This is a genomic window from Pseudorhodoplanes sp. (assembly GCF_059499825.1).
Genome location: NZ_JCABZI010000002.1, coordinates 414914 through 433680, shown reverse-complemented (window position 1 = coordinate 433680; position 18767 = coordinate 414914). Strand labels below are relative to the sequence as shown.

Here is an 18767-nt window from a genome sequence, read left to right as displayed (position 1 = left end):
GGGCGAGATGAAGCTTCATCGATCGCAACGCGGCGGCAGTATCGGGCTGGTGCTCCTGATTGCCGTTGTGCTGGTCGGCGCCGCGGTCGGGCTGTTGCAGGTCGGGCGCGGCAATGCCGCTCTTTATATCCTTATCCTGCTTGCCATTCTGGGCACCGTCGGGGTGTTTTCGCTGTTCGCGCTTGCGTCGGGAATTCTGCGCTTTGCCGGGCAGGAGAGCGAAGGCTCGGAAATCCGCGGCCTGGTCGACGGCGCCTTTGACGGCATTCTGGTCACCGATGCCGGCGGCCGGATGCTCTACGCCAATGAGGTCTATCTCCACCTGATCGGTGCTGCGAGCGCGAAGGACGTCCGGCCGATCGAGCGGGTTTTTCTCGGCGATCCCGACGTATCGGAGGCGGTTTACCGGCTGCTGAAGGCTGCGCGCGAGGGACGCCGGCTGCAGGAGGAGGTGCGGGTCGGCGGGATGCCCGGAGAGCCGGGACGCTGGCTGCGGTTGCGGGTCCGGCCGGGCGGGCGTCCGGATGGCCGCGGGCGCAAGGACCGGACGACGATCTGGAGCGTCGCCGACGTTACGCGCGACCGTGAAAAGCAGGAGAATGTCTTCCAGGAATTGCAGCACGCGATCGATTATCTCGATCACGCGCCGGCCGGCTTCTTCTCCGCCGATGCCGCGGGCAATATCGTCTATCTGAATGCCACGCTGGCAAGCTGGCTCGACCAGGATCTCGCGGAAGTCGGATCCGGCGGTCTGAAACTCGCCGACATCGTGCCGGGCGAGGGGGCTTCGCTTCTGTCGCTGCCGCCGATGCCGGGCGAAGTGAAAACCGAAGTCCTCGACCTCGACTTCAAGACCCGGAGCGGCCGGTCGATTCCGGTCCGGCTATTCCACAAGGTGGCTTTCGGCGCCGACGGTGCGCCCGGACCGTCACGGACGCTCGTGTTGAACCGCGCGCGTGGCGAGGACGAGGATGCGCAACGCGCCGCCGAAGTGCGCTTCATGCGCTTCTTCAACAATACGCCGATGGCGATCGCGACCGTCGACCGGTCGGGTCGGATCGTCCGCTCCAATGCCCTGTTCGCGCGCATGTTCCAGGGCGCGGGCGAGGCCGAGCGCAGCATCCTGTCGACCGTGGCGGAACGCGAACGCGGCGCGCTCGAACAGGCGATTGCCATGGCCAGCGAAGGCCAGGGCGATATTCCTCCCGTCGAGGCGGCCTTGTCGGCAGGGGCCGAACGCTTCGCGACCTTCTTCGTCACCGCGATCGACGAAAACGGCGACCACGATTCGGAATCCGCGATCATCTACGCGCTCGACAACACCGAGCGGCGGGCGCTGGAAAACCAGATCAAGCAGCAGCAGAAGATGGACACCGTCGGCCAGCTCGCCGGCGGCATCGCGCATGACTTCAACAACGTTCTGTCGGCCATCATGATGGCGACGGATTTCCTGCTCGGCGCCCACAAGCCGACCGATCCGTCCTTCGCCGACATCATGCAGATCAAGCAAAATGCCAATCGCGCCGCCTCGCTGGTGCGTCAGCTGCTGGCCTTCTCGCGCCGGCAAACGCTGCGGCCGCAGGTGCTCGATCTCGGCGAGTCGCTGTCCGATCTGACGATCCTGTTGCGGCGGCTGATCGGCGAAAAGGTCAAGCTCGAGGTCGTGCATGGCCGCGATCTGTGGCCGGTGAAGGTCGACCTGTCGCAATTCGAACAGGTCATCGTCAATCTCGCGGTCAATGCGCGCGACGCGATGCCGGATGGCGGAAGTCTCACGGTCCGGACCGCGAATGTGCCGTCGGGCGATCAGCGCATCGCGTCCTACAAGGGGATGCCGAACGGGGACTATGTTCTGGTCGAGGTCAGCGACGCCGGAACCGGCATGCCGCCCGAGGTCATGGCGCAGATTTTCGAGCCGTTCTTCTCCACCAAGGAAGTCGGCAAGGGGACCGGGCTGGGCCTGTCGACGGTCTATGGCATCGTCAAGCAGACCGGCGGCTTCATCTACGTCGATTCCGAACTCGGCAAGGGCTCGACCTTCCGCATTTTCCTGCCGCGCCATATCGCCGAAAAGGAAGAACCGGCCGAAAAGCCCGCACCCGAAGCCGTCGCGGCGGCGGGGGCTGTGGCACAGGCGGCGCAGGCCGATCTGACCGGGCGGGGCACCGTGCTTCTGGTCGAAGACGAGGAAGGACTGCGGGCGCTCAATGCGCGCGGGCTCGCATCCCGCGGCTATACGGTGCTGACCGCATCCAACGGCGTCGAGGCGCTCGAGGAGCTCGAACGCAACGAGGGCAAGGTCGATATCGTGGTGTCCGACGTCGTGATGCCGGAAATGGACGGCCCGACGTTGCTCCGGGAAATGCGGAAAAAGAACCCGGATCTGAAAATGATCTTCGTTTCGGGCTATGCCGAGGACGCCTTCCAGAAGAACCTGCCGCCCGGTGGGCAGTTCGCGTTCCTGCCGAAGCCGTTCACGCTCAAGCAACTGGTCGAACAGGTGAAGACGACGCTGGCGTCGTGAGATTAGAGCGGGTTACCAGCCGTTATAGGCCGGACCCCAGCGGCCGGCGCGGCGGCAGACGAAGCCGATATAATCGCCGTACCAGGGATGGACGCTCGTGATCACGGCATATTTGCCGTAGCGCATGCAATGGGCGCCGGCCATCTGCAGGGCGACCTCATCGGCGCCCGGGCGGTAAGGGATGATCCCGCCAGTATCGTTGCCTTTCACGCCGTAGCCGCCCCACAAGAACACCTGCAGCACGATCCCGGCGGCAAGCGCGCGGAATGCGGGCCTGTTCGATCGCGGCATCTGCATCGGTAGTTCCCCCACTTGCGAGCGACGATGTCGCACCCGCCTATCCCCAGTGGCAGATATTATGTCAGGTGAAACGGCGCGGCTCCAGTGCCGGGGCGACACGGTGCGGGACTTATCATCGGCATCCGCGTTGCCTATATGTCCGCCGAACGAACGTGGTCTGGGAGGACCTTCAATGCCGGTGTTGTGGAAATTTCGCTATATCCTGAGCGGCCTAGCCGCCTTCGCATTGCTCGCGGTCACGGTGATCGACGCCGACGCCGCTCGTCGCGGCGGAGGTTTCGGCAGCCGGGGCAGCAAGACCTACCAGGCGCCGCCCGCGACTCAGACCGCGCCGAATGCGGCGTCTCCGATCAACCGCTCGGTCACGCAGCCGCAGGCGCCGCGTCCGGGCAGCGTCGGCCAGGCCGGCGCTGCGGCGAAGGGCGGGCTGTTGAACCGGCCCGGTTTCATGGGCGGCCTGATGGCCGGCTTCCTCGGAGCGGGCCTGCTCGGCCTGTTGTTCGGCAATGGTCTGCTGGGCGGTCTGTCCGGTCTCGCCGGTTTTCTGGGGTTGCTGATCCAGGTCGTGCTGGTGGTCGTGGTCGCGCGGCTGCTCTGGTCTTGGTGGCAGCGCCGGCAGCAGCCGGGCTATGCCACGGCCGCGGGTCCGTCGATGCGGGACAATGCCGGTTACGATCGCCAGCCGGCGCAGCCGGCCTATGGTGGCGGCAGCGGCACGGCCGGCCTTGGAAGCGCTGGCCTTGGCGCCGGCGTTCCGATGGTTGGCACCGAGGATCTCGAACTCACCGCGGCCGACTTCGATGCCTTCGAGAAGCTGCTCGGCGACGTCCAGGCCGCTTATTCGGCTGAAGACCTCAACAAGCTGCGCGTGCTGGCGACGCCGGAAATCGTCGGCTATTTCGGCGAGGAGCTTGCCGAAAACGCGAGCAAGGGCGTGGTCAACACGGTCGGCGACGTGAAGCTGCTGCAGGGCGACCTTGCGGAAGCCTGGAGCGAGGGCAATACCGAATACGCCACCGTCGCGATGCGCTACACGTCGACCGACTACACCACGCAGCGTGCGACCGGCACCATCGTCGAGGGCGACAAGGAGCCGTTCGAGCGCACCGAATTGTGGACCTTCCGCCGCTCGCGCGGCGGCGAGTGGATGCTGTCGGCGATCCAGGAAGCCTGACAAAAGAAGCCTGAAATCAGGAAGCCTGATCGCTCGACGTGCGATCTGAAATGCAAAGCCCGGCGTGATCCGCCGGGCTTTTTTCTTGATGCGGTCCCTTGGTCCGCGTTCGCCTCAGCGCATCATGCGCCAGATCCACAGCACCGCGGCTGCACCCACGATCGCGCCGATGAAGGCGGCATTGCCCGGCGCGGCCAGTGCGACCGCGTGATAGCCGATGAACGCGCCCGCAATTCCCACCAGCGAGCTCGTCGCCATGCCGCGCGTCGAGCCCGCGATCTGCCGCGTGAGCCAGCCGGGTCCCGCAATGCGGTCGAAAATCAGGCCGGCGACGATGCCGATGGCGAGGATGATGATGAGCGTCAGTGCCGGGTCGATGCGCATGGCGGTGCTCCAGGAAAGGGTTTTCCCACGCTAGGCGCTTTTTGCGACGGCCGCCGGGTCTGCCGCCGCCATCCACGCCTATTTATAAGCAAACCCAAAACCGCTGGGCCCGGCCGCTCAGCCGGCAATCCTTGCGGCATCATTGCGGCAGGCTCCCGAAATCCCGCCCAGCCCCCGACATGAAATCGGCCGAACCGTCGGTTTCCCTTGTCGCGTTCCGGGGGAGGGACATCGGCCAGACATGCGACCGCGTCTTGTCATTGCATCCGTGTTGCTCGCGGGCCTGATCGCGCATGCGCCGATCGCGCCAACGGCGGCGGCTCCGCAGCGTCCGGCCGACTTCATCTCCTCCGACGAGGTGCTGACCTGGATCAACGCCTATCGGCACAAGCCCGATCCGCGGCGCTTGCCGGCCGCGGTGCAGGCGACCAGCCGTTTCGGCGGCCTGCGCGATCCGGAAAGCGCCGGTGTGTTCGTGGGATTCATCGCCGGCGTGATCGGTGCCAATCCGGATATCGCCGGCGACCTGATTGCGAAAAGCTTCCCGGTCAACCCCGAGGATGACTGGGCGCTGGTGCGTGCGATCGCGCATTCCGGTCTGCCGGACTGGAAGCACGTGCTCGCCGAAAATGCCTATCGCATGCCGGCGCGCAAGGTGATGGTGCAGAAATTCATCGACGGGTCGCTGCCGACACTGGGGGCGACCGTTGCGCAGACGCCGCCCACGGCGACCGATAAGATCAAGACGCTGTTCTCGCGCGACAAGCCGAAGGGACCGATGGTCGACTGGGCGCTGGATGCGTCGCCGGAAGTGCTCGACATGCTCTGGGGCAAGTTCTTCGCGACCGGCGATTACGGGCCGATCCTGCGCATCGTCGGCATGCTGCATTGGTCGAAGAACCGCGACAGCGTCGACAAGCTCACGCTCGGGGTGATGGCGAAATACACGCTGGCGAGCAATTCCGCGCGCGATCCGAAATTGCTGGCGATGCTGAAGCGCAGCGCCCGTCATCAGGACAAGGAGACCGCGGAGATCGTCAAGCAGATCACCGATGCCGCCGATAGCATGCAGCTGTCGGCGATCCGCAAGGAGGCGCTGGGCGCGATCGAGGACCTGAAGCGCAAGGGTCCCGGAAGCAAACGCGACATGATGACCGCGGGCCGGATCGGCGAGGGTGCGATTGCGCTTGGCTGCATCGGCGCCGCGGCCACCGGCACTGTCGCGCTCGGCCTGCCTTGCGTAGTCGGCGGCGCGATTGCCTCGGCGGCGATGCGGACGTGGTCCGGACAGTAGACGCGCCGCTTGTGTTGTTGTGGTCGCATCCTCCCGCGGTCGCGTTATGACCGACCGGGGTCGCCTTTATTGACCTGACCCCGGTTCCGGTGCTCTGGTTTCGTCCTCACAGGTGGCGGGGCCTTTCGTGAAACGTCTCCGGATCATCCACAACACCGAGTATCACTACAACGCGCCGGTCAGGTTCGGACCGCATCGCGTCATGATGCGGCCGCGCGAGGGACATGACGTGCGCATTGTTCATGGCCGTCTCGACGTGGAGCCGCAAGCGACCGTGCGCTGGCTGCGCGACATCTACAACAATTCCATTGCCATCCTGACCTTCGCCGAACCTGCGACGGTACTGCGAATTCTCGGTGAGGCGGATATCGACTATCTGCGCGACAATCCGATCGAATGCCTGATCGACCCGAGCGCGCGGCTGTTTCCATTCCAGTATGCGCCGGAGGAGCAGGTCGAACTGGTCCAGTATCGTCTTCCCAGTTATCCCTATGACGGCACCAAGCTGCGTGACTGGCTGCAGGCGCTGTACCGGCCGGGGCAGGCGATCGAGACATTCGATCTGCTGAACGATCTCAACAGCCATATCTACAAGTCGCTGACCTACAACAACCGCGACGAAGCCGGGGTGCAGACGCCCTGCGATACGCTGGCGCGCGGCACCGGCTCATGCCGCGATTACGCGGTGCTGATGATGGAGGCGGCGCGGCACTGGGGTTTCGGTGCGCGCTTCGTTAGCGGCTATATCCAGATGGCCGAAGGTCAGCACGGCGCCACTCACGCATGGACCGAGATCTACATTCCCGGTGCCGGCTGGCACGGTTTCGATCCGACCAACAACAAGATGGCCGGCAGCGAACATATCGCGGTCGCGGTATCGCGCGCGCAGGAGAAGGCCTCGCCGGTGTCCGGCATGTGGGACGGGCCTGCGAATGCGTTCAGCCACATGACCGTATCGGTTCAGGTCGTGGCGCTGTAGCGGGGCCGAACGGCGCGGTCGCAGCGCCGCCGATGGTGCCGGAACCCGAGTTCAAGACCGGCGTTGGCCTTTGAAACCCGACAACGAGAGCCGACGTCATGATCGAAAGAAATCCACCTGACCGCCGCGCCCGCACCGGGGTTTGGATCGGATTTGCTGCGTTTTGCGTGATCCTCATTGTTGGCGCGATTGCGATGCTGGTGACCTTCGGAGTTCCAGGCACCACGGGAGGTACCTCGCCAAGCCAGCAGCAAACGTCAGGCGCGCCGCAGCCGACCGTCGACATCCAAGACGGTACGACGCGGCAGAACACCACGGGTTACGGCGACAAGTCCGAGCAATAGATATTGTGCGATCAGACTGCGACCTTTACGGGGTCATATTCGAACACCCAGTCGTAGCGCTGCTTGACCTTGGCTTCCTGCCACTCGGTGTCGACGTAGCGGGCAGCCCCTTCGGCGTTTCCAAGCGCGGGATTGTGGAAGCGTGTGGCATTGTCGTTGGCGGCGCGGACCAGGCGGGCGGTGCGATCGCGCCTTGCATCCTCGTAGGTCTGCAGCGCCACGGGAATATCGTCACAGGCGTCGAGGCAGCGAGCGAGGACAACACTATCCTCGAGCGCCATGTTGGCGCCTTGTGCCATCATCGGAAGCGTCGGATGCGCGGCATCGCCGAGCAAAGTCACGCGGCCCATTGTCCATCGGTCGAGAGGTTCCCGTCCGAGCAGCGCCCATTTGTACGGCGTCTCGATATTGCGGATGAGGGTGTGAACGTCCTCGTTCCAGCCCGGAAAATCGCTCAGCGCCTCTTCCGTCGTGCCGCGTTCGGTCCAGCTTTCCACGCGCCAGTCGTTGCGTTCGATGGCGCCGCCGACATTCATGAGCGAGCCGCTACGGACCGGATAATGCACGACATGGCCGCCGGGTCCGACCCAGTTGGTGCCGACGAGGCGTCGCATCCGTTCGGGCAGGCGTTCCATCGGCACCAGTCCGCGCCAGATCATGAGCCCGGTGAACTGCGCCGGCATCTCGCCGAACAATGCGTTGCGAATCCTCGAATGTACGCCGTCGGCGCCGATCAGCGCATCGCCCTGAAACCGGGTGCCGTTCTCGCACAGCGCGGTGACGCCGCTCGCGTCCTGCTCGAAGCCGGTGACGCGGGCGCCCAGCGTGATGGCGTCGGGCGCCGCGGCGGTCACCGCATCCAGCAGGATGCGGTGCAGATCGGCGCGGTGGATCATGAAATAGGGTGCGCCATAGCGTTCGCGCGAGACCGCGCCGAGATCGAACAGCTTCCAGGTTTCGCCGGTGCTCCACAGCCGGATTTCCTTGCCGGCAGGCTCGCACCACACCTGCTTCAATGCAGGCTCGAGCCCGAGCGAAAACAGCGCATGCGCGCCGTTCGCCGAAATCTGCACCCCGGCGCCGATCTCGGCGAGTTCGCGCGCCTGCTCGATCACATGGACGCGCATGCCGCGCCGGATCAGCGCCAGCGCAGCGGTGAGTCCGCCGATGCCGGCGCCTGCGATCAGGATCGTGGAACGGGTGGTCATGGTTGAATCGGCATTGTCATGGCGCGGAGTTTTCAACTCCGTTGAGGCTCGCGCAAGCGCTAATCCGCATGGCCGGGCAGCGCGAAACGCGCGCGGTGTGTGTCGTCATTGCGGGTGCGGATCAATCCGGCTGGCGCGGTCAGGGCGTGCTTTTGGCCGCCGGCGCGTAGATCGCGCGCAGCTGCTGGTTGACGCCGGCATGCCGTTCGTCGACACGGCGCGCCGCATCGCTGATTTCGGTCAACGCCTGTGTGGCGGTGTCCTCAGCATGCTGTTGCGCCCGGGGGATCGCCGGCGGGATCAGTCGGGTTGGTGGGACGACGACGTCGACCGGGCGGGATGCGGCGGGCTGCTCGTTCGCCTGGCGCACCGGGTGCGGCTCGGCTTGCTGTTGCACAGGCTGAGCGGGAACAGGCTGCGGTTGCGACATCAGCCGAGCAGCGGCGACGAAGGGCACGACCTCGACCCGCCGCGGCGAAGCGGCCGGCCGCTCGGCGCGGGCAGCGGAATTGTCGGCGGGCTGAACCAGCAATGTGGTGAGCGCCGCGATCTCGGCCTTGATCGCTGCGATTTCCCGCTCGGCGCGGCTCAGGGCGGCATCCTTGCCGGCAAGCTCGCTACGCAGGCTGGCAATCTCGCGCTCGCCGGTGCGCAGGGTGGCGTCGCGGGTTGCGAGTTCGCGCTTAAGCGCCGCGATCTCGCCCTCGACCACGCCGAGGGTCGCGTCCTTGTCGGCGGAGCCGCGACGGATGGCGCTCAGAGCGTCATTGGCGGCACGCTCGCGCGCTTCGGTTTCGCCGAGGCTTGCCTTGATCGAAATGATGTCTTTTGTCGCGCCGGCGAGCGCGGAATCCCTCGCTTCAAGTTCGCGGCGCAACGACGCCCGGTCGCGCTCGGCGATCCGCAGCGCCTCGTCTTTCGCCGAAAGATCGCTGCGCACGGTCGCGACGTCACGCAGCGCCGCCTGCAAGGAAGTCTCCTTCACCGCCAGTTCGCGCTTCAGGACGGTGATCTCGCCTTCGGCGGTGCCGAGCGTCACGTCCTTGTCGGCGAAGCCACGCTTGGCCTCGCGCAAGCCGTCGCGTGCGGATTGTTCGCGGGTCTCGCTCTCGCGCAGCGCGGCGGTCACCGTTTCCAGTTCCTGCTTCATCCGCTCGATGAGCTGGTTCTTTTTCGCGACATCGGTCGCATGCGCGACGGTCTTGTCCCGGAGCTTTTCGATCCGGAGTTCCAGATCGCGGGTCGCTGCGGCGAAGCCGGCGCGTATCGTGTCCTTCTCCGCGCGGATTTCCTGCATCGACAGTGGAAGATCGTCATAGCGCTGGCGCGCGAGCCGGGCCGCACGGTTATGCACGGCGGGCAAAACCATCAGCGCGGTGAGCCATGCAAGGCAAAAGCCGATGCCGCCGAACATCAGATATTCGAGTGGGATACCAAACATGAACGCGTCCGCCACAGCTACTCGGGGTTAGCCGTCGCACGCGGCGGTTTTGGCTTCAAGCCGCGCGCGGCATTAACCTGAACGCGGGAACCGGCGCGGCGACCGAATACCGCCGGACTGCGTTATGGTGGCGGTATCAAATCAGGGAATTAAGGCGGGCACCATGCGCTACGAGCTTTATTATTGGCCGGAAATACAGGGTCGGGGCGAGTTCGTACGGCTCGCGCTGGAGGAGGGCGCCGCCGATTATGTCGATGTCGCGCGCGCACCCGGCGGCCAGGACCAGATGATGGCCCTGGTCGGGGGACGGGGCGTGAAAACCCCGCCATTCGCGCCGCCGGTCCTGAAAGCCGGCAGGCTCATGATCGCGCAGACGGCGAACATCCTGCTCTATCTTGGCGACCCGCTGCGTCTTGCACCGACATCAGAAGCCGGCCGGCTGTGGGTGCATCAACTGCAACTTACGATCATGGACTTCGTGGTCGAGATTCACGACACCCATCACCCGATCGGATCGGGGCTGTACTACGAGGACCAGAAGCCGGAAGCGGCGCGCCGCGCGGACGATTTCCGTGCACACCGGGCGCCGAAATTTTTCGACTATTTCGAGCGCGTGATGGCGGCATCCGGCGGCCCCTGGCTCGCCGGCCGCCGCTGTTGCTATGCCGACCTGTCGATGTTCCAGATCGTGGAAGGCATGCGCTACGCCTTTCCGAAACTGAGCAAGCGGCTGGCGAAAAAGCATCCGCGGCTGACCGATCTTGCGGCGCGTGTTGCCGCACGCCCGCGGATCGCTGCCTATCTCGAAAGCGAGCGTCGGATTCCGTTCAACGAGATGGGACTATTCCGCGCTTACAGCGAGCTCGACGGGTGAGTGATCGCGGCAGGGATGGGCTATCAGTGGGCAGCCGAATTCTTGACTCGCTCCGGGCGCTCCAACATTGTCGCTGCAACTCAACGACAACAATGGGAAGACGCCTTTGAAACTCCTGAGCTTCCGCTGGAAGGATCGCGACCGGCTCGGCTTTGCGCTCGACGACGACCGCGTCGCCGATCTCGGCGAAATCGCAACCGCGCTCGGACGCGAGCCCTATGCCGACATGCTGGCGCTGATCGAGGCGGGCGATGCCGGCACGCGCTTCCTGCGCGATGCGCAGGCTTTCGCCAAGGACCAGCCGGGGAAGCTGACGACGATCCCGGAAAACGAGATCGTCTATCATCCACCGGTGCGGCGGCCCTCGAAAATCTGCGGCGTGGCGCTGAACAATTCGGCGAGCAACGAGCGCAAGATCTCGGCGCCCGATCATCCGCTGTTCTTCCTGAAGCCGGCGTCGTCGCTGGTCGGGCACAACCAGCCGATCGAGGTCTACGATTATTACGGCTCGGTGCATCCGGAGCCGGAACTGGCCGTCATCATCGGCAAGACCTGCCGCCATGTGGATGCGAAGGACGCGCTCGACGTCGTTTACGGCTATTCGATCCTGAACGACATGACCGGCAATTTCATGCGCTCGCAGGACATGGTGCATTACTACGCGCTGTATCCGTCGAAGGAGGATCCCACCAAGGTGGAGCGGCGCGAGCAGCATCTATCCTATACCGCGCGCTACAAGGGCTCGGACACCTTCGGTCCGTTCGGTCCCTATCTCGTGACCAAGGACGAGGTGCCCGACCCGCACAAGCTCGACGTGCTGGCCTGGCACAAGGACGAGTTGATCGCCGAGGATTCGACCGCCTTCTATACCTACGGCGTCCCAGACGTGATCGCCTATATCACCCGCTACCATTCGCTGTGGCCGGGCGATGTGATCTCGATGGGCACCGCGTTCCGTCCCGGTGTCGCCAAGCGCAGCCTGCATACCGCCAACATCACGGCCTATGGCGGACCGGTCAGCATATCGATTACCGGGCTCGGAAAACTGGTCAATCCGGTGCGAAAGATGGATGAGGTCGCGGCGCACGCGGCGGAGTGAGCGCGCGGCTGCCGCGGCGTTTGGCACGGCCACGCGACGCGGTATAATCGCGCATGTCAAACACTCCGATCCTGAACTGGCTGCACGATCTCCCGTTTCTCGCCGGACTGGCGATCGTATGCGCCGTGTTCATTGTGCCGACGCTGGTCGGTTCGTACCTGCTTCAGCCCAAGGTCGCGAAGCTGTGCCGTGGCGAGCGCGACATCAATACGATCCTCGGCTTTCTGCTCAACGCTTTTGCGCTCTATTTCGGCGTGCTCCTGGCGCTGTTGTCGATTGCTGTCTTCGAGAACCACAACAAGGCCGAGGACGCGGTCGTTCGTGAGGCCGCCGGCATCATCAAGCTTTACCGCGACATCAGCAGTTATCCCTCGAATTCACGTCCCGAAATTCTCGACGTTCTCGATCGGTATGTCGACGAGGTCACGGGACCCGGCTGGGACTTGCAGGCGCAGGGCAAGATCAATCCTCGGGAGATCGAGATCCTGACCTCACTTCACCGCGCAGTCGGCGCGTTCGTGCCCAACGACATGGCGCATAGCGTGCGGTACGCGGAAACGCTACGGGTGCTGGACGATTTCGTCGAGGCGCGGCGACTGAGGATTTCAGCGGGTACCAGTTCGATCCCGCGGATCATGTGGTTTGTGGTTCTGATCGGTGCAGTGATGAACACAATCCTGATCTGGATGTTCGATCTACGGCCGTTCACCCACGCGTTGATCGGCGGTGCGCTTTCGATGTTCATCGCGCTGGTGATCTACATGATCGCGGTACTCGATGCGCCTTTCAAGGGCTCTTATGGCATCAAGCCGGACGCGATCTTGGCGGTGCATGCCCAAAGCAAAATGCACCGGTGAGCAGGGGCGCGACTGCGCCCCCACTCAACGGCCGAACTCAGCAGACGTTGGCAACCTGCCATTGCGGGCCATAGGCTGTCATCACCTGCACGTTACGATAGCAGCCGTTATTGTAGTAATACGGCGCGGCAACAGCCGCTGCAGCCGCAGCGCCGGCGCCGACCGCGACCGCGGCGGGAACGCCCCAGCCGTAAGCGCCATAGCCGCCATACCATTTGCCGTTGCGCCACTTGCCGTTATTCCATTTGCCGCCGTTCCAGCCGCCGCCATGCCAGCCACCAACATGCCAGCCGCCGCCGCCGTGCCAGCCGCCGCCGCCGTGCCAGCCGCCGCCGCCGCGGGCCTCGCTTTGATCCGGCGCAGCCAGCGCCACCACGGCCACCACGGCCGCACCCATCATGATTTTCTTCAGCATATTGCACTCCCTGCCGGGACTGATGATCGCCCCGCTTTATGTTGCGGATGCTCCGACAAAATGATGAGCGCTTTTGCTACCAAGGGGGGCCGCGCAGCAGCCGGAGGCGGCGATCTTTGGCGTTGCAATGAATACGGTGTGAACGCGCGCGTGCAGTTTGTCTGAATCGGCCGCGGTCTGCTGCCGGTTCAATTGGCCGGATGAAATTCCGAGCCGTTCCAGTACAGCGTCAGGGTGCAGCGCTCGCTGCCGTTGCGTCCGCACAGCGTGCCGTGCAGGTCGATCCGCATCGCCGGCCGCTTGGCGAGGGTGAGAAAGGTGACCTTGCGCGCGAGCTTGTTCCACACCGGCACGTAGCCCTTGTCTTCTTCCGAGGCGAAAATTTCGGTCTGGCAGCCGCCGGTGCCGCAGAACATGCTGACGCGGTCGCCGCACTGGAAATGGTCGTAATTCAGGATGTAGTCCGGCTTGCCGTCGGCATTGATGTCGCGGACGGTGAGGAATCCCGGCTTGTAGAGCGGCCTTTCGCCGGCCTCGCATTCCTTCAGGTTCGTCTCCATCGCGTCGGTGACGATCTTCGGCAAATCCGGCGGCAGCGTCTGCTGCTTTTGCGCGGATGCCGCGGACGTGAATGACGCCGCGGCGATAACCACCAGGAGGGTGGCGCAGTGAAGGCGCGACGTCATGCGGAAATCCTCTGCGGTGCAGTTTCCGACAGCCCCCGGACGGCCTCGATGCAGATCGCGTGCGCGGACGGGTCACCCGCGATCTTGTGATGCAGGGCGGTCATCGGGATGGTGGTCAGATCACCGGTGAAGTCCGGCGCCGCATGCAGCCGGCCGTGGCCGATCGGATTGAGCCAGTTGGTCGAGCGGAAGCAGATGGCGCGGCGCACATTGGCATGGAGCGGAGGGCAGGCGAAGGCACCGAGCGAATTGTATCCGGGCGCGGGCTCGAACGCGATCATCAGGTCCCAAACGATATCGCGCGCGCGGGCGGCCATCCGCGTGATCGCATAGACGCCCATCGAATGGCCGATGCAGACCTTGAGCGCAGACGGATGCGCGCGGGCATCCGCGGCGACCTTGCTCTGCGACAGCCAGTTGGCATGCGGTGGCAGCACCGTGACGCCCGCCAGCGCGCCGAGCTTGTCACCCAGCACATCGATGCCGCGCGAATAGCCCACCCCGCGCGGGAAGGGCGCACCGATATAGCCATACCAGGAATAAACGCGGATCGACATGCGGGATGGATTGCGGGACCGACGACTCATCCTAACACGGCTGGCGACCCCGGTTTCAAGGTGTCCCGCTCATTGCGGCCGCCGCTCGTCGTCGCTTCGCGTCAGCGCATAGACGGCGACCACGAACACGATCAGGAACAGCGCCACCATCGCCTGCACGATACCGAAATTCGGCGCATCCTTGGCGACGAACCAGCCGGCGATCACGCCCGCCGGAATCAGGATCAGACGGATCAGCCAGGCTATCATGGTTGCGATTCTCTTTCGGTCGCCGTGATGCGGATGCCGGTGTCCTATCGCTCCCGTGCGGGCGCGCCATGCGCTATCTCAACACGCCGCGCGGCCGCCCCGCCAGTGCGCCGGACCGGATATCCCGGCTTTCCCGCCACCGGCATCCGGGATCGCCGCCTGCGACCCTGCGCCCCGGATTGCGCTTCCGCGCAGTCGGGCTAGTTTGGCGGGCAGATGACCGAGAAGCCGCAGATCCTCGCCGACAGTGCCGCCGCCGTGCTGAACGCGCATGTGGTCGTCCGGTTTTTTTCCGAGGTGCTGGCAACGGGCGACGCCGCGCGCGCGGCCGGATTTCTCTCTGGTGACTTTGTCGATCAGGATGCCGCACCGGGTGCTGCGACCGGGGCCGACGGCGTGATCCAGAAACTGGCGGCGCTGTGGCATGCGTTTCCCGATGGCCGCTTCACGCTCGAACGTGTGATCGCCGCGGGGGATAGCGTGGCCGCGCGCTCGGTCTTCACCGGCACGCAACGCGGACATTTCGGGCCGCTGGCTGCGACCGGGCGGCCGGTGAGTGTGAGTTTTTCCGACTGGTACCGGATCGCCAGCGGCAAGATCGCCGAACACTGGCACAATTTCGACGAAGCCGGGCTGATGCGGCAGCTCGGCGGTGGTTGAGGCAGAGGTGACCGCGGCACCCGCCGTGTGGCGCTGCGTCGCACGGTCAATGGCCGGTTGCGGGCCCGCGAGCGAACCCGCTATAGGGCGAGCATGAAAGCTTTCGCCAGCGCGGCCACGTTGCTTGCGTCGATTGTCTTGCAGCCGCCTGCCTTCGCTGAAACCGACAAGCTTCAGCAGGCCATCACCTACGTGTTCACCGGCAGCATCGCGCCGCAGAGCCGTATCGCGATCGTCGATCGCAAGCCTTGCGTGGTGGTCGTGTCCGAGCCGGAGAACAACCGTGCGGTCCGCTATCACCTGAGCCGGTTCAAGCCGGACCGGTTCCGGTTCGAGACCCGCTATATTGGGCGGACGCCGACCTATCAGCTCTATGTCGAGGGCGACGAGGACGTGGTCGAGTTCCTCAACACGGACAAGACGGTGTCCCATGGTCATCGCACCGCGCGCTTTGCGCTGCCGGGCGATATCGACCAGAGCAAACGGGCGCTGCAGCTCATCGCCGACGAGTGCAAGCCGGACAAGCCGAAGCCGCTGTTTTAGGCGGGGTTCGTAGGTTGGGTTGAGCTTAAGCGAACCCCAACATTGGCTTCAGCTTGCTTCGATGGGATTCGCTGCGCTCGACTCAGCCTACAGGCTTTTGCAGCCACGCTATGTCGGCTCGCCCGGCGAAAGGGCGAGCCGACATTCGATCTGCGCAAACGCGGACGCCTTGCAATAACGGCTCCCTTCCTTCCCCCCGCCACCGAAATTCTCTAGAACCATTCCGAACCGGCCGTCCCGTTTGGCCGCCCTGAAAATCTAGAGAATCCGCCCATGAACGCCCCCGTTACCCCGCCGATCCCCGCCTATCGCCACACTCCGCTGTTCCCGCTCGGCAAGGACAACACCCCCTACCGCAAGCTGGACGTGACCGGCGTGCGCACCGAAAAGGTGCTGGGCCGCGACGTGCTGGTGGTGCCGGAGCAGGCGCTGAAGCGGCTCGCCGAGGAAGCCTATGCCGACATCAACCATTATCTGCGGCCGGGGCATCTGCAGCAGCTGCGTAATATTCTCGAAGACAAGGAAGCCTCCGACAACGACAAGTTTGTCGCCTTCGACTTCCTCAAGAACGCCAATATCGCCGCCGGCGGCACGCTGCCGATGTGCCAGGACACCGGCACCTGCATCATCATGGGCAAGCGCGGGCGCAATGTCTGGGTTGAGGGCAACGATGAAGCCGCGCTGGCCGAGGGCGCGCGCGACGCCTACCTGAAAAAGAACCTGCGCTATTCGCAACTCGCGCCGCTGTCCATGTTCGAGGAGACCAACACCAAGTCGAACATGCCGGCGCAGGTCGAGCTCTATGCCGACGGCGATGACGAGTACAAGTTCCTGTTCGTCGCCAAGGGCGGCGGGTCGGCCAACAAGACCTTCCTGTTCCAGGCGACGCCGTCGATCCTGACGCGTGACCGCATGCTGGCCTTCCTGAAAGAGAAGGTGCTGACGCTCGGCACCGCTGCGTGTCCGCCCTATCATCTGGCCATCGTGATCGGCGGCACCTCGGCCGAGCTGAACCTGAAGACGGTGAAGCTCGCCTCCTGCCGCTATTACGACACGCTGCCGACCAAGGGCTCCGAAGACGGCCACGCCTTCCGCGACCTGGAGATGGAGCAGGAAGTGCTGAAGATGACGCAGTCGCTCGGTGTCGGCGCGCAGTTCGGGGGAAAATATTTCTGCCACGACGTGCGGGTGATCAGGCTGCCACGGCACGGTGCATCGCTGCCGATCGGGCTCGGCGTGTCATGCTCGGCCGATCGCCAGGCGGTGGGCAAGATCACGAAGGACGGCGTGTTCCTCGAGGAGCTGGAGCACAATCCGGCGAAATATCTCCCCGAGATCGATGAATCCACGCTCGGCGGCGCGGTGGTGCAGATCGACCTGAACCGGCCGATGGACGAGATCCGCAAGACCTTGTCGCAATATCCGATCAAGACGCGGCTGTCGCTCACCGGCACCATGGTGGTCGCGCGCGATCTGGCGCATGGCAAGCTGCGCGAGAGGCTGGAGCAGGGCAAGGGCCTCCCGGATTATTTCAAGAACCATCCGGTCTATTACGCGGGCCCGGCCAAGACGCCGGCGGGCTATGCCTCCGGATCGTTCGGTCCGACCACGGCCGGGCGGATGGACAGCTATATCGATCAGTTCCAGGAGGCCGGCGGCTCGCTGATCATGGTGGCCAAGGGCAATCGCTCGCCGGCGGTGCGCGAGGCCTGCAAGAAGCATGGCGGCTTCTATCTCGGTTCGATCGGCGGCGCGGCGGCGAACCTCGCCGAGCATTGCATCAAGAAGGTCGAGGCCATCGAGTTTCATGAACTCGGCATGGAAGCGATCTGGCGGATCGAGGTGGAGAATTTCCCGGCCTTCATCATCATCGACGACAAGGGCAACGACTTCTTCCAGGCGCTGAATCTGGGGTGAGGGCGGCCGCAATCTCCATTCATACGCGGCAATGGGTCCGCGCAATGCGCGGCCCGATGACAAGCTCCGGCGGGAATCCAGCATAAGCATTCTGGGTCCCCGCTTTCGCGGGGACGAACGGCCGATGGGTTGGTGCGTCGCTTCTGGGGACGCATCATTCGCCGGATTGAAATTGGCTTGGCTTTTGCTTATGCCTTTCCCCGTACAAGCAACATCGATTCTGTCCGGACCATGCCCCGCGCTCGCAAACCCTTCCGTCGTGCCTATCGCGTTGGTCGCTCCCGCACAGGGCTCGGCTGTTTCGCCACCAAGGAAATCGAGAAGGGCCAGCTGATCGATACCTATCGCGGGCAGCTGCTCAACAACGAAGAAGCCGAGAAGCGCGACAACCGCTACATGTTCGAGGTCAATTCGCGCTGGACCATCGACGGGTCGAACCGGCGCAATCTGGCGCGCTATTTCAACCATTCCTGCCGTCCCAATGCCGAAAGCGACGTGAAGGGCCACAGGGTCATCGTCGTGGCCCGCAAGAAGATCAAGCCGGGCGAAGAGATCACCTACGATTACGGCAAGGACTACGTCGACATCTTCATCAAGCCGGTCGGCTGCCAGTGCGAGAAGTGCCGCGAGAAGCGGGCCGCCGAGCGGGCCGAGGCGCGCGCCAAGAAGCTGCGGGCGGAGCGCCGCGCCGCTGCGGCCGGCAAGAAGCCGCAGGTCAAGCGCGGAAAGGTCGGCGGCTCCAAGGTCAAATCGAAGGCGGCGACCAAGGCCAAATCCAAGACCAAGGTCAAATCTAAGGTTAAATCCAAGGCCAAGCGCAAATAGCGCAATCAGCCCCGCCGTTATGGCGGGTCTTGCTGTGTCCCGGCAGGCCGCTGAGCCGCGTCGGGTCCGAACCCCCACGAATTCCGGGATTTGAGGGCCTCCCATTCGTTGGGAGGGCGCCCGGTCGCGCGCGCCGAACCCCACCTCATTGGCGGACCACTCATCCGTATCGGGCGCAGGGCGCGCCAGGACGGGGAGGGTCAGATGGCCAACTTACTGAAGCCGAGCGTGGACCAGCTGGTATTCGCTCATGCGCCGATCGCGCAGCCCGCTCGCGGGCGCGCAGCTGGGGATTACAGCGTCAGCTTCCTGGGGCAGGACGAGCCGGCGGAACCGGTCTCCAGAATGCTGGTGATCCGCGTGGTGGCGATGACGGCGGTCCGGATCGCGCTGTTTGCAATCGCCGGACACATCTAGCGGTGGCGCTTCGACTTCGG

21 protein-coding genes are annotated in these 18767 nt (G+C 64.5%); 13 read left to right on the top strand and 8 right to left on the bottom strand.

Features of this window, described 5'->3' with window-relative positions; translation table 11 throughout:
- Nucleotides 1-7 precede the first annotated feature (7 nt).
- Nucleotides 8-2524 (top strand): cell cycle histidine kinase CckA, encoded by a 2517-nt coding sequence (gene cckA, locus AC5I5I_RS05515; protein ID WP_495970696.1) that lies wholly within the window; start codon nucleotides 8-10, stop codon nucleotides 2522-2524.
- Nucleotides 2525-2536: 12 nt separating this feature from the next.
- Here the strand turns inward: cckA and AC5I5I_RS05510 are convergent, their stop codons facing one another.
- Entirely contained in the window at nucleotides 2537-2821 is a 285-nt protein-coding gene (locus AC5I5I_RS05510) for a hypothetical protein (protein WP_495970694.1), read from the bottom strand.
- A gap of 175 nt (nucleotides 2822-2996) precedes the next feature.
- Here AC5I5I_RS05510 and AC5I5I_RS05505 point away from each other — a divergent pair, with 175 nt between their 5' ends.
- On the top strand, nucleotides 2997-3998 hold the full coding sequence (locus tag AC5I5I_RS05505; RefSeq protein WP_495970692.1) for a TIM44-like domain-containing protein: 1002 nt from the start codon (nucleotides 2997-2999) through the stop codon (nucleotides 3996-3998).
- A 114-nt stretch (nucleotides 3999-4112) separates the two neighbouring features.
- Here AC5I5I_RS05505 and AC5I5I_RS05500 read toward each other — a convergent pair whose 3' ends face one another.
- On the bottom strand, nucleotides 4113-4382 hold the full coding sequence (locus AC5I5I_RS05500; RefSeq protein WP_495970690.1) for a transglycosylase: 270 nt from the start codon (nucleotides 4380-4382) through the stop codon (nucleotides 4113-4115).
- A 241-nt stretch (nucleotides 4383-4623) separates the two neighbouring features.
- Here AC5I5I_RS05500 and AC5I5I_RS05495 point away from each other — a divergent pair, with 241 nt between their 5' ends.
- The 3 genes from AC5I5I_RS05495 (at nucleotide 4624) to AC5I5I_RS05485 (ending at nucleotide 6999) form a co-directional block, all read left to right on the top strand.
- Entirely contained in the window at nucleotides 4624-5676 is a 1053-nt protein-coding gene (locus AC5I5I_RS05495) for a hypothetical protein (RefSeq protein WP_495970688.1), read from the top strand.
- 127 nt (nucleotides 5677-5803) lie between these two features.
- The gene (locus tag AC5I5I_RS05490) at nucleotides 5804-6655 is read left to right on the top strand and encodes a transglutaminase family protein (protein WP_495970686.1); all 852 of its coding nucleotides are present in this window, start codon (nucleotides 5804-5806) and stop codon (nucleotides 6653-6655) included.
- A gap of 98 nt (nucleotides 6656-6753) precedes the next feature.
- Nucleotides 6754-6999, top strand: a complete 246-nt coding sequence (locus AC5I5I_RS05485; protein ID WP_495970684.1) for a hypothetical protein — start codon at nucleotides 6754-6756, stop codon at nucleotides 6997-6999.
- 11 nt (nucleotides 7000-7010) lie between these two features.
- Here the strand turns inward: AC5I5I_RS05485 and AC5I5I_RS05480 are convergent, their stop codons facing one another.
- Nucleotides 7011-8207 (bottom strand): FAD-dependent monooxygenase, encoded by a 1197-nt coding sequence (locus tag AC5I5I_RS05480; protein ID WP_495970682.1) that lies wholly within the window; start codon nucleotides 8205-8207, stop codon nucleotides 7011-7013.
- A 139-nt stretch (nucleotides 8208-8346) separates the two neighbouring features.
- On the bottom strand, nucleotides 8347-9648 hold the full coding sequence (locus AC5I5I_RS05475; RefSeq protein WP_495970680.1) for a coiled-coil domain-containing protein: 1302 nt from the start codon (nucleotides 9646-9648) through the stop codon (nucleotides 8347-8349).
- Between the two features lie 163 nt (nucleotides 9649-9811).
- On the opposite strand from AC5I5I_RS05475, the gene AC5I5I_RS05470 reads away from it, so the two are divergent.
- The 3 genes from AC5I5I_RS05470 (at nucleotide 9812) to AC5I5I_RS05460 (ending at nucleotide 12478) form a co-directional block, all read left to right on the top strand.
- A complete protein-coding gene (locus AC5I5I_RS05470) occupies nucleotides 9812-10522 on the top strand; it encodes a glutathione S-transferase (RefSeq protein WP_495970678.1) in 711 nt (236 codons plus the stop codon).
- Nucleotides 10523-10628: 106 nt separating this feature from the next.
- Entirely contained in the window at nucleotides 10629-11621 is a 993-nt protein-coding gene (locus AC5I5I_RS05465) for a fumarylacetoacetate hydrolase family protein (RefSeq protein ID WP_495970676.1), read from the top strand.
- A 53-nt stretch (nucleotides 11622-11674) separates the two neighbouring features.
- Nucleotides 11675-12478 (top strand): bestrophin-like domain, encoded by an 804-nt coding sequence (locus AC5I5I_RS05460; RefSeq protein ID WP_495970674.1) that lies wholly within the window; start codon nucleotides 11675-11677, stop codon nucleotides 12476-12478.
- A 37-nt stretch (nucleotides 12479-12515) separates the two neighbouring features.
- On the opposite strand, the gene AC5I5I_RS05455 is transcribed toward AC5I5I_RS05460, so the two are convergent.
- The 4 genes from AC5I5I_RS05455 to AC5I5I_RS05440 form a co-directional block, all read right to left on the bottom strand.
- Nucleotides 12516-12893, bottom strand: coding sequence for a hypothetical protein (locus AC5I5I_RS05455; RefSeq protein WP_495970672.1), 378 nt, complete (start codon nucleotides 12891-12893; stop codon nucleotides 12516-12518).
- Between the two features lie 188 nt (nucleotides 12894-13081).
- Nucleotides 13082-13579, bottom strand: coding sequence for a hypothetical protein (locus AC5I5I_RS05450; protein WP_495970670.1), 498 nt, complete (start codon nucleotides 13577-13579; stop codon nucleotides 13082-13084).
- Nucleotides 13576-14136, bottom strand: coding sequence for a hypothetical protein (locus tag AC5I5I_RS05445; RefSeq protein WP_495970668.1), 561 nt, complete (start codon nucleotides 14134-14136; stop codon nucleotides 13576-13578). The genes AC5I5I_RS05450 and AC5I5I_RS05445 overlap by 4 nt, the downstream gene beginning before the upstream one ends.
- A 69-nt stretch (nucleotides 14137-14205) precedes the next feature.
- Complete coding sequence (locus AC5I5I_RS05440; protein WP_495970666.1) at nucleotides 14206-14385, bottom strand: hypothetical protein; 180 nt, start codon at nucleotides 14383-14385, stop codon at nucleotides 14206-14208.
- Between the two features lie 216 nt (nucleotides 14386-14601).
- Here AC5I5I_RS05440 and AC5I5I_RS05435 point away from each other — a divergent pair, with 216 nt between their 5' ends.
- The 5 genes from AC5I5I_RS05435 (at nucleotide 14602) to AC5I5I_RS05415 (ending at nucleotide 18747) form a co-directional block, all read left to right on the top strand.
- A complete protein-coding gene (locus AC5I5I_RS05435) occupies nucleotides 14602-15045 on the top strand; it encodes an ester cyclase (protein WP_495970664.1) in 444 nt (147 codons plus the stop codon).
- 93 nt (nucleotides 15046-15138) lie between these two features.
- On the top strand, nucleotides 15139-15588 hold the full coding sequence (locus AC5I5I_RS05430) for a hypothetical protein (RefSeq protein WP_495970662.1): 450 nt from the start codon (nucleotides 15139-15141) through the stop codon (nucleotides 15586-15588).
- 273 nt (nucleotides 15589-15861) lie between these two features.
- The gene (locus tag AC5I5I_RS05425) at nucleotides 15862-17505 is read left to right on the top strand and encodes a fumarate hydratase (protein WP_495970660.1); all 1644 of its coding nucleotides are present in this window, start codon (nucleotides 15862-15864) and stop codon (nucleotides 17503-17505) included.
- 231 nt (nucleotides 17506-17736) lie between these two features.
- Nucleotides 17737-18330 (top strand): SET domain-containing protein, encoded by a 594-nt coding sequence (locus AC5I5I_RS05420; protein WP_495970658.1) that lies wholly within the window; start codon nucleotides 17737-17739, stop codon nucleotides 18328-18330.
- A 204-nt stretch (nucleotides 18331-18534) separates the two neighbouring features.
- On the top strand, nucleotides 18535-18747 hold the full coding sequence (locus AC5I5I_RS05415; protein WP_495970656.1) for a hypothetical protein: 213 nt from the start codon (nucleotides 18535-18537) through the stop codon (nucleotides 18745-18747).
- Nucleotides 18748-18767: the final 20 nt, after the last annotated feature.